Origin of the sequence: Enterococcus eurekensis (assembly GCF_042654605.1) — a bacterium.
GTDB lineage: Bacteria > Bacillota > Bacilli > Lactobacillales > Enterococcaceae > Enterococcus_I > Enterococcus_I eurekensis.
In genome coordinates this window covers 25,103-41,369 of sequence record NZ_JBHSGT010000056.1, presented here as the reverse complement: position 1 = coordinate 41,369, position 16,267 = coordinate 25,103, and the positions used below count along the sequence as shown (strand labels likewise).

General features: G+C 36.9%; 17 protein-coding genes. 1 reads left to right on the top strand and 16 read right to left on the bottom strand.

The annotated features are described in order from the left end of the window. Nucleotides 1-11 precede the first annotated feature (11 nt). The 13 genes from ACFO3L_RS09210 to ACFO3L_RS09150 all read right to left on the bottom strand — a co-directional run bounded on the left by ACFO3L_RS09210 (nucleotide 12) and on the right by ACFO3L_RS09150 (nucleotide 12,087). A complete protein-coding gene (locus ACFO3L_RS09210) occupies nucleotides 12-428 on the bottom strand; it encodes a hypothetical protein (RefSeq protein WP_379966383.1) in 417 nt (138 codons plus the stop codon). A gap of 125 nt (nucleotides 429-553) precedes the next feature. Next, complete coding sequence (trmFO, locus tag ACFO3L_RS09205; protein ID WP_379966380.1) at nucleotides 554-1,864, bottom strand: FADH(2)-oxidizing methylenetetrahydrofolate--tRNA-(uracil(54)-C(5))-methyltransferase TrmFO; 1,311 nt, start codon at nucleotides 1,862-1,864, stop codon at nucleotides 554-556. 24 nt (nucleotides 1,865-1,888) lie between these two features. Beyond that, a complete protein-coding gene (gene topA, locus ACFO3L_RS09200; protein ID WP_379966377.1) occupies nucleotides 1,889-3,967 on the bottom strand; it encodes a type I DNA topoisomerase in 2,079 nt (692 codons plus the stop codon). A gap of 137 nt (nucleotides 3,968-4,104) precedes the next feature. After that, entirely contained in the window at nucleotides 4,105-4,968 is an 864-nt protein-coding gene (gene dprA, locus ACFO3L_RS09195) for a DNA-processing protein DprA (RefSeq protein WP_379966510.1), read from the bottom strand. 73 nt (nucleotides 4,969-5,041) lie between these two features. Further along, nucleotides 5,042-5,815 (bottom strand): ribonuclease HII, encoded by a 774-nt coding sequence (locus ACFO3L_RS09190; RefSeq protein WP_379966374.1) that lies wholly within the window; start codon nucleotides 5,813-5,815, stop codon nucleotides 5,042-5,044. Further along, nucleotides 5,802-6,665: a ribosome biogenesis GTPase YlqF gene (gene ylqF, locus ACFO3L_RS09185; protein ID WP_379966371.1), complete on the bottom strand. Its 864-nt coding sequence runs from the start codon at nucleotides 6,663-6,665 to the stop codon at nucleotides 5,802-5,804. Before ylqF ends, ACFO3L_RS09190 begins: the two co-directional genes overlap by 14 nt. Before the next feature lie 143 nt (nucleotides 6,666-6,808). After that, entirely contained in the window at nucleotides 6,809-7,363 is a 555-nt protein-coding gene (gene lepB / locus ACFO3L_RS09180) for a signal peptidase I (RefSeq protein ID WP_379966368.1), read from the bottom strand. Nucleotides 7,364-7,367: 4 nt separating this feature from the next. Continuing rightward, complete coding sequence (locus ACFO3L_RS09175) at nucleotides 7,368-8,798, bottom strand: S41 family peptidase (RefSeq protein ID WP_379966365.1); 1,431 nt, start codon at nucleotides 8,796-8,798, stop codon at nucleotides 7,368-7,370. Nucleotides 8,799-8,816: 18 nt separating this feature from the next. After that, nucleotides 8,817-9,038, bottom strand: a complete 222-nt coding sequence (locus ACFO3L_RS09170) for a YozE family protein (RefSeq protein WP_379966362.1) — start codon at nucleotides 9,036-9,038, stop codon at nucleotides 8,817-8,819. Between the two features lie 3 nt (nucleotides 9,039-9,041). Next, nucleotides 9,042-9,548: a peptide-methionine (S)-S-oxide reductase MsrA gene (msrA, locus tag ACFO3L_RS09165; RefSeq protein WP_379966359.1), complete on the bottom strand. Its 507-nt coding sequence runs from the start codon at nucleotides 9,546-9,548 to the stop codon at nucleotides 9,042-9,044. Nucleotides 9,549-9,553: 5 nt separating this feature from the next. After that, nucleotides 9,554-10,216, bottom strand: a complete 663-nt coding sequence (locus tag ACFO3L_RS09160; protein ID WP_379966356.1) for a YpmS family protein — start codon at nucleotides 10,214-10,216, stop codon at nucleotides 9,554-9,556. Beyond that, nucleotides 10,209-11,093, bottom strand: coding sequence for an SGNH/GDSL hydrolase family protein (locus ACFO3L_RS09155; protein ID WP_379966353.1), 885 nt, complete (start codon nucleotides 11,091-11,093; stop codon nucleotides 10,209-10,211). The genes ACFO3L_RS09160 and ACFO3L_RS09155 overlap by 8 nt, the downstream gene beginning before the upstream one ends. 151 nt (nucleotides 11,094-11,244) lie before the next feature. After that, complete coding sequence (locus ACFO3L_RS09150) at nucleotides 11,245-12,087, bottom strand: DegV family protein (RefSeq protein ID WP_379966350.1); 843 nt, start codon at nucleotides 12,085-12,087, stop codon at nucleotides 11,245-11,247. Nucleotides 12,088-12,211: 124 nt separating this feature from the next. On the opposite strand from ACFO3L_RS09150, the gene trhA reads away from it, so the two are divergent. After that, a complete protein-coding gene (trhA, locus tag ACFO3L_RS09145) occupies nucleotides 12,212-12,865 on the top strand; it encodes a PAQR family membrane homeostasis protein TrhA (protein ID WP_379966347.1) in 654 nt (217 codons plus the stop codon). A gap of 40 nt (nucleotides 12,866-12,905) precedes the next feature. Here the strand turns inward: trhA and ACFO3L_RS09140 are convergent, their stop codons facing one another. Genes ACFO3L_RS09140 through ACFO3L_RS09130 form a run of 3 tightly spaced genes read right to left on the bottom strand, consistent with a single transcriptional unit; the run spans nucleotide 12,906 to nucleotide 16,259 of the window. Then, a complete protein-coding gene (locus ACFO3L_RS09140) occupies nucleotides 12,906-13,397 on the bottom strand; it encodes a dihydrofolate reductase (protein ID WP_379966344.1) in 492 nt (163 codons plus the stop codon). A 12-nt stretch (nucleotides 13,398-13,409) separates the two neighbouring features. Beyond that, a complete protein-coding gene (locus tag ACFO3L_RS09135) occupies nucleotides 13,410-14,357 on the bottom strand; it encodes a thymidylate synthase (protein ID WP_379966341.1) in 948 nt (315 codons plus the stop codon). Nucleotides 14,358-14,372: 15 nt separating this feature from the next. After that, nucleotides 14,373-16,259 carry an ABC-F family ATP-binding cassette domain-containing protein gene (locus ACFO3L_RS09130; RefSeq protein ID WP_379966338.1) on the bottom strand — a complete coding sequence of 629 codons (1,887 nt, stop codon included), beginning with the start codon at nucleotides 16,257-16,259 and terminating at the stop codon, nucleotides 14,373-14,375. Nucleotides 16,260-16,267 lie beyond the last annotated feature (8 nt).

The window sequence follows — 16,267 nt, the reverse complement described above, 5'->3', positions numbered from 1 at the left end:
AAATCGCCCCTTTATCCATTTTTATTTTCAATAACCAACGCTATCCCTTGATCATCAAATTCAATAATAATTACGTTTGTACCTTTTTCTAATTTCAACCCTGATAAGCGATCTTTTTCTCGAAAGAATTTTGCTGGATAAGTCGATCGTGCTTCTTTGCTACCAATTTCCATCACCTCTCCTATCGAATCACCATGAATTTTGAGTGTCAGCTTCCCTAGTAGTACGTCTTTTTTCGAGAGCGAATTACTTTTATTTTTGTCCGTTAAACGATTGTAGAGATACATAAACGGGAAAAAAAGTAAACTGATTAACAAGTAAAAACCCACAATCAGCAACAAAATAATCACTAACCAACTAATCAATTGAATGGAAAACGACTGCCCTGATAGATAATTAGTTAACTCGTTCAAAAAGTCTTGAATCACGCTACTCACACCCCTTTATAAAATCATATCGCAAGTATTTCAACTATTCAAGAACTATCCGAGCAAACAAAAAAGATACACCTTTAGTCGTAAGAAAATCTACGACTAAAGGTGCTCTTTAAAATTTATTCTTGAATTAGTTCTGATTGAATCGCTGCTAAATTTTCTAAGGCGCGATTTGCTAAGGCTTCATAGCGTGTTTTTTTATCTTTAATCCGTTCGGGCAACTCAGGGAATAAGCCAAAGTTTGTATTCATCGGTTGGAAATGTTTTCCTGATGCATGAGTAATATAATAAGCAAGACTACCCATCGCCATTTCTTGTGGTAAGATAATTGGCTCTTGGCCTTTGATTAAGCGGGCTGCGTTAATCCCTGCTAACAAACCACTTGCTGCGCTTTCAACATACCCTTCCACACCTGTCATTTGACCGGCAAAGAACAAGTCTTCACGTTTTTTCGATTGATAGGTCTGTTGCAACAATTCTGGTGAATTCATGAAGCTATTACGGTGCATCACGCCATAACGGACGATTTCGGCATTTTCTAAGCCAGGTATCATACGAAAGACACGTTTTTGTTCGCCCCATTTTAAATGTGTTTGAAAACCAACAATATTATAAAGTGACGCTACGGCATTATCTTGGCGAAGCTGAATCACCGCATATGGACGTTTACCCGTTTTGGGATCTTCTAAACCGACTGGCTTCATCGGTCCAAATAACATCGTTTTCGGTCCACGACTAGCCATCACTTCGATTGGCATGCAACCTTCAAAAAAGATTTCTTTCTCAAATTCTTTGAGTGGCGCCACCTCAGCAGTTAATAAGGCATCACGGAATGCTTCAAATTCTTCTTTCGTCATCGGGCAATTTAAATAGGCGGCCTCACCCTTATCATAACGCGATTTTAGGTAGACTTTATCCATATCAATCGTTGACTGATCGATAATCGGTGCAGCAGCATCGTAAAAATAGAACCCTTCTGATCCATTAAAGACTTGAATGGCTTTTGACAAAGGCTCCGATGTCAATGGACCTGTGGCAATCACAGTCACTCCTTCAGGGATTTCGGTCACTTCTTCTTCAAAAACCGTTACTAATGGATGACTTTTGACTTTTTTCGTAATAACCTCTGAAAAAGAATCACGATCGACAGCCAGAGCGCCTCCTGCAGGAACAGCCGTTTCATCGGCAGAATGAACCACAACTGAATTTAAGCGGCGCATTTCTTCTTTTAAAACACCAACCGCATTAGCTAAGCTATTTCCGCGTAAGGAATTTGAACAAACTAATTCGGCAAAATTTTCAGTATGGTGTGCATCCGTCATTTTCTTTGGACGCATTTCATATAAATGAACGGCAACACCTGCTTGAGCAATTTGCCAAGCAGCCTCGCTTCCTGCCAGTCCTGCTCCAATTACATTTACGTGTTTCATAGGATTCTCCTTATCGTCTAGAATTTATTTTTGAACTGCTTCCTCATAGTCGCCATTTGGACAAATAATTTGTTTGCCACCTTTGACTTTCTTCTCAACTAAGTAATGATCACATTTTGGACAATTGCGTCCAATTGGTTTATCCCAAGAAACAAAATCACACTCAGGGTATCGATTACAGCCATAAAACAAACGATTTTTCTTTGATTTACGTTCAATAATTTGGCCCTCGTGGCATTTTGGACAAGTTACACCAATTTCTTTAACAATTGCTTTTGTATTGCGACATTCTGGAAAATTACTACATGCATAAAATTTACCATAACGTCCAAGCTTAATGACCATTGGTTTGCCGCAAAGGTCACAGTCAAAGCCTGCTGGTTCATCTTTAATTTGAATTTTTTCAATATTTTCTTCTGCCTTAACTAATTCCACTTCAAACGGGCGATAAAAGCGATCAACAACTTTCACCCAATCTTCATTTCCATCAGCAATCGCGTCTAAATTATTTTCCATTTCCGCGGTAAAGTGAATATCAATAATTTGTGGAAAGAAATCTTCAATAATTGAATTGACAATCTCACCTAACTCCGTCGGTTCAAAGCGTTTCTGAGACAATTTAACGTAATATCGTCTTTGGATTGTCTCTAAAGTCGGTGCATAGGTCGATGGTCGCCCGACACCATTTTCTTCTAAAGTTTTGATTAAAGTCGCCTCAGTAAAACGAGCAGGCGGTTGTGTGAAGTGTTGTTTTGGCTCAATATCAACAGATGTCACCATCTCACCAACTTCTAAATCTGGTAAAATATTATCTTTTTCTTCTTTACCATCATCACGACTTTCAACGTAAACTTGCATAAAACCTTTAAACTTAATTTTTGAGCCATTAGCAATAAATACGACACCATTTTGCTCTAGAGTAACTTTCATCGTATCAAAAACAGCCGGTGTCATTTGACTTGCGACTAGTCGTGACCAAATAAGACGATAAAGCTTCAGTTGGTCTTTGTCTAGGTACTTTTCAAGTTCCTCAGGGGTACGCAATGTACTCGTTGGACGAATCGCTTCATGGGCATCTTGCGCGCCTTGGGTATTTTTTGAGGCTTTAATTTGATGAGCCACGTATTCTTTCCCATAGCGTTCTTCAATAAAAGTCGCTGTTTCAGCTTTAGCTGAATCAGAAATTCGTTTTGAATCGGTACGCATATAAGTAATTAGTCCGACTGTTCCTTGACGACCTAAAGCAATTCCTTCATAAAGTTGTTGTGCGACCATCATCGTTTTCCGCGTACGGAAATTCAACTTACGCGCGGCTTCTTGTTGTAGACTACTTGTCGTAAATGGCGCTGCTGCTTGACGTTTGCGCTCTTTTTTCTCAACCTTTTTAACTTCATACTCTTTGGATTGTAAGCGATCCGTAATTTCTTTTACGCTAGCAGCATTCGGCAATTTGGTCTTTTTACCGTCGACACCCCAGAAATTGGCTTTAAATTTCTTACGGCCTTTTTGGAAGTTACCATCTAAACTCCAGTACTCTTCTGGTTTAAAGACACGAATGGCTTTTTCTCGGTCGACAATCATTTTTAAAGCGATTGATTGAACACGTCCTGCACTTAAGCCTTTTTTAACTTTCCGCCACAAAATCGGACTAATCGAATAGCCAACTAAACGGTCTAAAATTCGACGTGCTTGTTGTGCATCAACAAGATCAACGTCAATTGAGCGCGGTTCTTTAAAAGCAGCTTTAACCGCATCTTTAGTGATTTCATTAAATACCACGCGATTTTTATCGTTTAAATCAAGACCTAATAAAAATGATAAATGCCAAGCAATGGCTTCTCCTTCTCTATCCGGGTCACTTGCTAGAAAAACTTTTTCAGCTTTTTTAGCTGCCGAACGTAAACTTTTAATTACATCGCCTTTACCTCGAATTGAAATATAATGGGGTTCATAATTATTTTCGACGTCAATTCCCATTTTACTTTTTGGTAAATCGCGGACATGTCCGACACTAGCCACTACTTTATAATTTTTTCCTAAATATTTTTCAATTGTTTTTGCTTTTGCGGGTGATTCTACAATTACTAAATATTTATAAGCCATACCATTTTTGACTCCTTTCAAAAACAAATTCCTACTATATAATAGTCCACTTGTTTGATTACAACAAATCGTAGCTTATCATATCGGTAAGAGAATATTTTGTCAAGAAAGGAAATCAAACTTTTTTATCTATCGAATCAATATTGCGGTAATTCTTCTAAAATATCTTCAATACGATAAACGCATTTGGCACCATCTTGAATCAGATGATGGCAACCATTTGATTGACCACTTAAAATTTCTCCGGGGACCGCAAAAACTTCTTTTCCTGCCTCTAAAGCAAGTTGGGCCGTGATTAAAGAGCCACTACGTTCTTTTGCTTCAACGACACAAGTACCGTCTGATAATCCTGCAATAATTCGGTTACGCATCGGAAAATGATATCGTTTAATCGGAGTTCCTAAGGGATACTCACTTAAGATTAAATGGTTTTTTTTCATTTCAAAAAATAAATCACTTACCTCTCGTGGATAGCAAATATCCAGACCACAACCGACAACACCAATCGTCTTACCACCGGAACGAATCGCCAACTCATGACTAAAACGATCGACGCCTTTTGCCAATCCACTGACGATTACTCGCTTCTCTTCAACTAATCGCGGAATGATTTTTGTTAAAACTTGACTAGCGTAAGGAGTTGCCAAACGAGCGCCTACCATAGCAATCGATGGATAATCCAGCCATTCTAAACGCCCCTCATAAAATAAATAAAGCGGTGGATAGTCAGTATGCTTTAGACTTGCTGGATAGGAATCAGAAAAAAATGAAACAGCTTTTTGCATCGCCATTTTCTCTTTTAATTGATCTAATGATAGCGATTGCCAACTTGCCTGTAAGGTCCCCTTTTTCTTTTGATAGTTCGTAATATCCATGATTTCATCAATTGAAAAACTAGTATATTCCAGTTGTAACGCTACTTCTAAAACTTTCCATTTTCCAACAATACTAAGTCCTTCACAAAAAGTTAATTTCAATAACAATTCTTCCAAATCTGACATTTTAGTCAAAAAAATGACCCTCTTCCTGCGTCTATTTGACTGTATATTCGCAGAAAGAAAGTCAATATTTTTATTATTTAAGATAATTTGAAACGGGTGAAAAACTGCGACGATGAATGGGCGTAATTCCTTGATTTTCTAATCCGTTTAGATGCTCTTTTGTGCCATATCCTGCATTTTTAGCAAAGCCATAACCTGGAAATTGATGGTCATATTCTTGCATTAAATGATCACGATAGACCTTGGCAACAATACTTGCTGCAGCAATCGAAACCGAACGCGCATCACCTTTAATAATTTTCTCTTGCGCAATTTCAAGTGGCAAATTCATCGCATCAATTAATAAACAATCGGGTGTTGTAGACAATTGCTGGACTGCCAAAATCATCGCTTTTTTACTTGCTTGATAAATATTAATTTGGTCAATTTCTGCTGGATCGACAATTCCAATACCAATCGCCAAAGCTTTTTCTTTAATTTCTTTAATTAAAACTTCGCGATGTTTAACACTTAATTGTTTGGAATCATTTAGACTCAAAATTCGTGTATCTGGTGCTAAAATTACTGCTGCTGCTACAACCGGACCAGCTAGCGGCCCGCGACCAACCTCATCAATGCCCGCAATGAAACGATACCCCTTTTCAAAAGCGGCATTTTCAAAAAGTAACATTTCTTCGTACTTAGCTACCAATTGATGGGCTTTTTCAATTTTTTTATCAAATTGAATTAGCAGTTTTTGGATTCCCTGACGTGCGTCTAAACGTAAGCTACCAACATAAGGATGACTAGCATCCTCAATTTCCGCTAATCGAGCTTTAATTTGAGCAATCGATTCAGGCTTCTCCATCTTCAACACTCATTTCTTCCGCTCTATCTAACGTATAAGCACCTAATTTTCCTTGGCGGATATCGATAATAACTCGTTCACTGCCACGTTCGAAGTCTTCACCAAAACCAAGTTTTTTTGTAACTAAAATTAATAAATCAGGACCGGATAAAGCTAGATCATCGGTTGTTAAGCCATAACGTTTCATTACTACCGATGGATAATAATGAGCGAAAAAGCCTAAGCCATAGATTGCAATATCATCTAAATGAAGCAACTGATCTTTAATCGCACCTGTAAGGGCTAATTTGCGACCAATTTCTTGGTTTTCAAAACGTGGCCATAAAATTCCCGGTGTATCTAACAACTCCAACTCGTTGCCTGATTTTAACCATTGCTGCCCTTTTGTAACTCCTGGTTTATTACCTGTTTGAGCAATTTTCTTTCCAACCAAACGATTCATCAATGTTGACTTCCCTACGTTAGGAATTCCAATTACAATTGCTCGAATCGCTCGTGGTTTTAATCCACGATTGCGGTCTCGCTCTATTTTTTCTTTTAATGCTTCTTTAGCTTTACTAATAATTTCTTTAACGCATTTATTTTCATGCGCGTTAATCGCTAAAGTAAAAGCCCCTTGTTTCACAAAGTATTGCTCCCATAATTTTGTTTGCTTAGCGTCTGCTAAGTCCGATTTGTTAATTAAAACTAAACGAGGTTTTTGTTGTAATAATTTATCCAACATTGGATTGCGTGATGAAATGGGTAAGCGCGCATCAACTACCTCGAATATTATATCAACGAATTTTAATTTTTCACTTATTTCTCGACGGGCTTTTGCCATATGCCCCGGAAACCATTGAATCGTCATTAAACGCTCCTACTTTCCTATATATTTCATTTAGTCATTTTGCATCGCATCATATTGTAACATAATTTTTAATGACCTGCTTCTTTCATGAGTGATTTACCAAAAAAACGATGAGCAGTTCCAAATGAAACTGCTCATCACGATTAGACAAAATGCGCTCGCTTTAAAGGATAATAAACAATCCGCGCTTTTCCGATAATGTTTTCTTCTGAGATTGCTCCAAACGAACGGCTATCTTTTGACATCCGACGATTATCCCCCAAGACAAAATAGCTACCTGTTCCTAACTTTTTAACACCCATCAACTCTTCAAATTCAAAATCATTTGTAAAAGGAATTCTCTCTTCGTCATGAGCGAGATTTTCTTCTAAAAAGGTCTCTTCTACAACTTCTTCATTAATGTAAAGTTGATCATTGCGATAACTGACAGTGTCACCTGGCATACCAATTACACGCTTAATATAAGTTGTACCATCTGCCATTTGAAAAACAATGACATCAAAACGTTCAATGTCGGAAAATTTTTCCATTAGTACAAAATCGCCTTGTGTTAGCGTATTTTGCATCGAAATACCTTCTACAGGGACAGGGATTAAGAAAAAGCCACGAATAATAAGAGCGATGCTTAGTCCAGCTAAAGTATACTTAACAATTAGCCAAAACCACTCAACTATATTTTGTACTTTCATCGAATTCATCCTTTTAGTCTTTATTGTTTAATAACTCAATCGCTTTTTCATACATTTCATCTGTCGCTGATGCTTGCTCAAACAAACGCAATTCGATTGCAAAAGCTGTATCATAATCTAACACACCTGTTACGGATAACTGATTCTCCTGTTGAAACATTTCTAAGGCTTTTTTCGTCTCATTGGTAAATAGTTCTTCTTTATTCTCAGGTGTTAAGTAACCTAAAAGACTTAAAAACTCATTAAGATGACCAACAGCTTCTGCCTCATCTTCTAATTTCAAGCCAACAGAAGCACTCAGCGAAGGATAATCAAAATAGGCTGGATAAGGCACTTCATAAGTCGGATTGAAGCCTTTGTCATTAATCCATTGACCGCTTGGGGTCAGCCATTTTTGAACTGTCATCTTCAGCTCACTCTGATCAGAAAGATGGTTCATTCCTTGAACCGTGCCTTTACCAAAAGTTGTTTGTCCAACAACTGGAATATCCGCCGACTCATTTAAAGCCGCTGCCAATATTTCAGAAGCGGATGCACTTTGCCCATCAACAATGACTACTACCGGTTCCGTTACTTTAAAGCCATTGTCTAAGTCTTTTGAAGCTTTTGTCTCGCCGATAATTTCATTTTTTAAGCCGAACTGAACAATGGTTTGGTCATCTTCTAAAAACATACTCGCCATCTTCTCAACTTGATCGAGGTAACCTCCTGGATTTTGACGCACATCCAGAACAAATGATTTGGCCCCTTGCTTTCGTAAAGCAGTAATCGCTTCTTTTAATTCTTCTGCTGTCGTACCGTTAAAACTAAAAATTTGAACGGATCCAATCGTTGGATAATCTTCATCTAGTTGAAATGACAACGATTCAACAGCAATCGTGTCACGTGTTACTTTAACCTCTAAAGTTTCCTCAGCCCTTTGAATCGTTAGAAGGACTGTCGAGCCTTTTTCCCCACGTATTTCTTCAACAACTTCGGATAGTTCTTTACCTTTTGTTTCTCTACCATCAATTTGAATAATCCGATCATCTTTTTCTAGACCACTTTTAGCTGCCGGACTATTTTCTTTTGGCTCCTCAACAATTTCAGGATATTCTTCACGAATCGATAATGTCGCACCAATTCCTTCAAATTTTCCTAAAAGCATTTCATTTAATTCACTCGACTCTTCTTCTTGCAAATAAGTCGTATAAGGATCCTCCAGTGCTTCCGTCATGCCTTGTAGCGCACCTTCGATTAATAAATCTGAATTGACTTCTTCATAATAATCTTCTTGAATCGTCTTGTATAGTTCATGTATTTTGAACAACTCATCTTTTTCACTTTCACTTGAATTTACAAATGACGGTCGACTCATCCACATATGAACCGCGCCTGCGCTAATAATCGCTACACAGACTAAAGAAATCAAATGACGTTGGAATGGTACTGGATACTTTTTCATTCAAATCCTCCCTTTCCACTAGCAGTTTTCTTCCAAATAAATTTCCCAAAGATGATCAAATAAAGCTAAATTTTCTAAATAATTCGTATTTAGTTCGAGATAATCAGAGATTTCATGATATTCTTCACTTTGTTTTGGAAATTGTAAATCACGACTGGCTGCTTCCGCTAACCGACTCGTATCCGTGGGTACTTTAACATCTTTTAACGTCATTAAGTATTGATAAAACGTTTTTCTCATTACTCACCATTTTCCCGCTAAAAACGCTGCTCTCAAAGCATGGTTTCTCGCATAGTTTGTCGGATTTTTTTTGTAATAATCTTGATGGTACATTTCAGCTGGATAAAATGGAGCCGCAGCTTCTATTTTGGTTACAATTGGTCGATCAAAGCGTCCACTTTCTGCTAAAGCTTTTTTACTCGCTTCAGCCTGCTCTTTTTGTTCTTCTGATAAATAAAAAATAACTGGACGATAACTATCGCCACGATCTTGAAATTGCCCAAAAGCGTCGGTTGGATCGGTTTGTTGCCAATAAATCGCTAATAACTCTGGATAAGAGATTTTTGTTTCATCAAAAATAATTTCAACTGCTTCCGTGTGTCCAGTATTTTTGGTGCAAACTTCTTCATAGGTTGGATTAACCGTTTTTCCTCCCGTATAACCGGAAGTGACACTATAAATTCCTGGTAAACTGTCAAATGGTTGGACCATACACCAAAAGCAACCCCCTGCAAATATTGCTCGTTCCATGATTCTTACTCCTCACTTTTTTTAGTTGAAGTTGATGTTTCGGCTAGATACAAACTAAATTCAATCTCATCTTCTACTAAATTAATTTTTTCTGCTTTTAAATAAAGACCATTGCCTATCTCAAATTGATCTAAGCGCAGTACAATTGTCTCTTCTTTTGGTTTGACTTCAATCCATTTTGGTAGTTCTGGCGTTTTTGCAATCATTCTCAATACTTGAGTGATTGGTAAATTTAATGCGCCGACTGAAAGACTTTTTGCTTTTAATTGAACATTTCCATCATCCATCACAAATGGATCTAAATATAAATAAAATCGTAAAGGAAAACCTAATAAATCAAACTCACCAGAGATTAAGGCTTCATTTTTTAAAACAAACTGGTAGTTTTGTTCTTCTTTTTTCGCCTCTTTTTGTAAATCTTCGAGATAAATAGCTACTATTTTATTAATTTGCGCTTTTTGACTGCGTATGGCTAGTAAAGGCTCACCGGTAAGAACCGGTTGCTGTTCAATCAGTTCGGAAAAGTTTTCTCTTTCTTGTGTCAAACGAGTCATAACAACCAAGCTCGCACCAATTAAGATAGTTGCCAATAGAATAAACGCTACTTTCCAGCCATTTATTTCTTGCCATTTAATTTTTAATAAGCTTTCCTTTGATTTATTATTCATTTACTTTTTCCTCCGTCAACCAGTCATCCGATGTCTCTGTCATTTTTTCTAAAAAGGCCATTGAAATTAATTGATAACCATTATAATTTGGGTGAAATTTATCTTCTTCATAAAGAGCATTATTCCGTAAATCATTTAATGTCGAAGCATCAGTACTATTTTCACCTTGAAGTTCATCCGAATCAAAAATTCCTTGATAAATTAAATCATTGATTGGAACAAAGTGCGTTTGTGGCTCTTCTTCAATCACTTCTTCTGTGAGGGTATTCCAATTATTCACAATCTCTTGCATTTCGGTTATTTCAGGAAAATAAACATAAAATGGATTATAAATTCCTAAGACATAGATGGGGGCCGTTGTATTGTAAAGCCGAATTTCATTGATTAATTCCTTTAAATTTTTTTGGTACTTTTCTCCTGGTTTTTTAAACGTCTCAACCGATAAACCTAGAATGTTATTTTGAATAACCTTCATCAAATCATTGCCACCAACTGTTAGTGTAATGATATTGGCTGTCGATAAATTTTTTTGGATTTTTTTATCTCCTTTAATTCGCTTTAAAATTTGAGGACTCCGATTACCAGCCACACCAAAATTTTCGGTTTCAATTTGACCTACTGGAAATTTCGTCTCAATTGAATTGGCTAACAAAGGGACAAAACCACCTTTCTTTGTTTCATCGCCAATCCCCTCAGTCAAGGAGTCGCCAATTGCAACTAAATGAATGTTAGGTAAGGATTTTACAGCTGTAGCTAGGTTTGACTCATTTTCTAAACGAGGGCTAGCTTTAGGAATAAGATTATTAAAAAACAGCAGACTAACTAAAATTAATAGGCTAACAAAGAATAAATCTTTAAGCAGTCGATTCACATTCATTTGCTCTCCTCCTTCCATTTGTTTTCTTTGTTATTTTAACAGATTGTTAACAAATATGAGTCTGAATTGGACTGAAAAAATAAGAATTTTATATTTTATTAAAAAGATTGAAAAAAAGAGCTGCGACAGAAGATCGGCCACAGCTAATTAATTATTCAGAATAGTACATCATTGCAAAGGCTCCACTACCTGTATGTGTTGCAATGACTGGTGTCGTATGAAATAACGTTACTTTAATTTGTGGGAAAGATTCACGTATATCATCCGCATATTTTTGCCACTGTTCAGAGTCACCCGCGTAGGAAATTGCTACTTGTTTTAAGTTTTTTGTTTCGTATAGCTCTTTTTTGAAGCCCTCGAACCATTTAGCGAAAGTTTTATTCCCGCGTCCCTTAATTAATGGCAGTAATTCAGCATCCTTAAGTTCCATTACTACTCGCATATTTAAGAAACTTGAAAGCATCCCCTTGGCGCGGTTAATCCGACCGCCTTTCACTAAATTTTCAAGCGAAGATAAACCAATGTATAGCTTCGTATGGGCTAAAATATTTTCTACAATAGGAAGTACATCATTTAAACTTTTTCCAGCTTGAGCCAACTCAGCAGCTTTTATGACAGCAAAAGATAGAGCCTGATCAGTCATATCTGAATCAACCACGACGACATTGGTCTTAGTTAATTGACTAGCTTGTCTCGCAGCCTCAACTGTGCCACTTAATGCTTTTGTCAGATGAATGGAAAGAACATCGCTACCGTCTGCTCCCAGTTCATCGTATAATTCGGCAAACTTTCCGATTGGTGGTTGGCTTGTTTTTGGTAAGTCCTTTGATCCTGCCATTAACGACATAAATTTATCTGCACCTAGCGATTCATCGTCTGCATAGATTGTATCATTAATCATCACAGATAAGGGTACGACTTGAATAGCTAGTTGATCAACTAATTTAGGATCCATCGTACAAGATGAATCAGTTACGATTTTAAGTTTTCTCATTCTTTTCTTCACTCTTTCTTTTAAAACAGTTTGGATTCGTGTTAAAATAGATTCGTATATTCTATTACTAGTATAACAAACAATATTCGATTTTTCATCAATTAATCTAAGTTGAGGTGGTTTTATGGAAGTTATGAAGACGAATCGACGCTACTTAATTATCAATGAAGTCTTAAATGCAGTCACACATGGTATCGCTTTTGGCCTTAGTATCGCTGGGTTAGTTATTTTATTAGTCAAAGGTGCTCGTTTAGGAGAACCAATGCATATTGTTTCTTATGCAATCTATGGTTCAACTATGATTTTACTTTTTTTATTTTCAACACTCTTTCACAGCTTAATGTTCACTAAGGCAAAAAAAGTTTTTCAAGTTTTTGATCACAGTTCAATTTTTTTATTAATTGCTGGTAGTTATACCCCTTTTTGTTTTATTAGTTTACGAGGTTGGATTGGTTGGACTCTCTTTGGTTTAATTTGGACATTAGCCATTGGCGGTGTGATTTACAAATCATTGACCCTCCATCGTAAAAAAGAAGGCGATAAAATTTCAACTTCTATCTATATCGTGATGGGATGGCTTTGTTTATTAACTTTTTATCCTTTAACCCAAGCGTTAGGTTTTTGGGGAACATTCTTGCTAGCTAGTGGTGGTGTCGCTTATACCGTAGGGGCCTTATTTTACGGTTTAAAAAAGGTACCCTACATGCATGTCGTTTGGCATCTTTTCGTGATGCTCGGAGCAGGTCTAATCTACTTTTCTATTTTATTTTATACGTAAAAAAAACGGAGATGTGCTTGATATCGCATCTCCGTTTTAATTATTTACTTCGCTTATATGTTTCAAATCGATGGGCGTATTTATTTTTTTCATCAACAATACCATCCAAAGTTTCTACTAACTGCCACTCTTGCCAATTTATTTCAGGAAAATAAGCATCCCCTTTAAAGTTTCCATCAATCACTGTTCGATATAAAATATCCAGATAGGGTAAGAAATCTTTATAAATCGCAGCTCCTCCAACAATCATGACTATCTCAGATTGTTGACTAGCAAAAGTTAATACTTCTTCTAGTGAATGCATTACCACCACTCCTGAAGCTTGAAAATTTTTATTTCTTGTCAAAATGATTGTTTGTCGCCCCGGCAATGGACGACTTCTCATTCCTTCAAATGTTTTTCTTCCCATAACAATCGTTTTTCCAATCGTCATTTTTTTGAAGTATTGTAAGTCATTTGGTAAATGCCATGGTAACGTTTGCTCCTTACCAATTAATCCAGTTTTGTCTTGAGCCCAAAGTGCTGCTAACATTTAACTCCTCCTCTAAACGGCAATTGGCGCCTTAATGGTTGGATGTGGTTTATAACCCTCGATTTGAATATCTTCTAACTCAAAATCAAAAACCGATTTTTTTTCTTTATTTAAAATAAGTTTTGGTGCTTGACGAATCTCACGCGTTAATTGCTCCTGCATCTGTTCCAAGTGATTGACATACAAATGGGCATCGCCTAGCGTATGAACAAACTCACCCACCTCTAAATTGGTTTCATGGGCAATCAAGTGCGTCAGTAAAGCATAACTTGCAATATTAAATGGTACTCCTAAAAAAACATCGGCACTACGTTGATAAAGTTGACAACTCAGCTTTCCGTCATGCACATAAAATTGAAACATCGTATGACAAGGCGGTAACGCCATACTCGGAACATCTTCTGGATTCCAAGCAGACACAATCAAACGACGGGAATCGGGATTGGTTTTAATCATTTCAATCACGTCTTTTAATTGATCAATCCACTCGCCTTTGGCTGTTTCCCAATGACGCCACTGGTAGCCATAAACTTTCCCTAAATCACCGTGTTTTTCTGCAAAAATACTATCTGTCACGATTCGCTCACAAAAATGAGCCAATTCCTTTTTATAACTTTCGTTAAATACTTCATCTTTTAATGCTCGTTGACCAAAATTTGTCATATCGGGCCCGTGGTAATCTTCACTTTTAACAAAGCGTTCAAATGCCCATTCATCCCAAATGTGATTGTTATTTTCTAAGAGATAGCGAATATTTGTATCCCCTTTAATAAACCACAACAACTCACTCTTAATTAAACTAAAGGGAACACGCTTTGTTGTTAATAAGGGAAAACCCTCTTGTAAATTAAAACGCATCTGATAACCAAACAAACTCTTCGTACCCGTTCCAGTTCGGTCTTCTTTAAAATTTCCTTCACTTAAAATTTTCTGACCTAATGATAAATACGCTTGTTCCATCTTCGTCACCTTTCCTTAGTCGGCCCACTCACTCAAGTATTCCCAACGATTCATTTTATCTTCTAATGCCGTTTCTTTTTGATTAATCTCTTGTTGAATTTCTTGGAGTTTTGTAAAATCGGAACCTTGATGATTCATTTCTTGTGTCAAAAGCTCAATAATTTCTTCTAGTGAGGCGATGTCATCTTCAATCGTTTCCCATTCTCTTTGTTCCATATAACTCAGCTTTTTCTTTTCTTTCGGAACATTTTTTACTTCTACAATATCTTTTGTTTCATGATTTTTATCGTGTAGTTCTTTTTCTTGCTCTTGCAAGTAATCATTGATGGAGCCAAAATAGGTTTGGATTTTGGCGTTCCCTTCAAAAATTAATAATTTTTCAGCAACTTTGTCTAAGAAGTAACGGTCATGCGAAACCGTAATTACCGCTCCTGGGAAGGTTTGTAAGTAGTCTTCTAAAATCGTTAGCGTATCAATATCCAAATCGTTTGTCGGTTCATCTAGCAATAAGACGTTAGGTTGCGCTACTAGTAGCTTTAGTAAATACAAGCGACGCTTTTCACCACCGGATAATTTAGCGATTTTTGTTCCATGAACATGACGAGGAAATAAAAATCGTTCCAATAACTCAGCTACACTCATTTGTGAGCCATCTTGTCGTGTTACCGCCTCGGCTGCTTCTTGTAAATAAGCGATCATCCGCTTATCGCCATCCATTGCTTCATTTTCTTGCGTGTAATAGGCCAAACGAACTGTTTCTCCAATTGAAAACACACCAGAGTCCAACTCCAAATGTTGGGCTAAAAGATTTAATAAAGTTGATTTTCCAGCGCCATTTTCTCCGGTAATCCCTAAACGTTCGCGTGATTGAATCAGCAAATCAAAATGTTCTAAAATCTTTTTATCATCAATCGTGTACGTTGCATCTTTTAATTCAAAAACTTTTTTACCTAAACGTTGCGTAGCAATATCAATTTCAATCTCATCTGTTTGCTTCACTTGATATAAGTTATCTTTCAAATCTTCAAAACGATTAATCCGCGCTTGTTGTTTAGTTGTTCTAGCTTTCGCCCCTGCTCGCATCCAAGAAAGCTCTTGTTTATAAAGCTGTTTTCTTTTTTCTTCTTGTTCGCCTTCCACACGATCTCTTTCTGATTTTTCTAACAGATAGGTTGCATAATTGCCTTTGTACTCGTGTAGTTTTCCATAAGCCAATTCAAAAATACGATTCGTCACTCGATCAAGGAAATAACGATCATGCGTAACCATCACTAGGGAGCCACGGTATTGCTTTAAATAGTCTTCTAACCATTCAATTGTTTGGTAGTCAAGATGGTTCGTTGGTTCGTCTAATAATAGCAAATCTGGTTCATCAATTAAAACTTGTGCTAATCCGACTCGTTTTTTCTGTCCCCCAGACAACTCGTTGATTTTTTTATTCAACTCTTGAATGCCTAGCTTTTGTAAAATAATTTTGGCGTTCGTATCTGTCATCCAGGCATCATTTTCAGTCATCGCATCTTGTGCCAACTGAAATTCTTTTTGAGCGGAAGTGTCCTCACTCGCCTCTTCTAACGCAATCAAAGCCGCTTCATAACGTTTTACTGTTTTTAATTGTAGGCTTTCCCCCTGAAAAACGGCTTCTAAAACCGTCAAATCCCCAGCTATATTTGTTTCTTGTGATAAGTAACCTACCCGATAATCTTTAGGATAGAAAACACTTTGACGATCACCATCACCTTTTTCTTTACCCGAAAGAATTGAAAGCAAACTTGTTTTCCCTGTGCCATTGACACCAATCAAACCAATCCGGTCATGAGTATGAATCAAAAAAGAAATTTGATTAAAGATATCTTTATCCCCATATGTTTTTGATAAATCTGTAACTTTTAATTCTTTCAATCAAAATA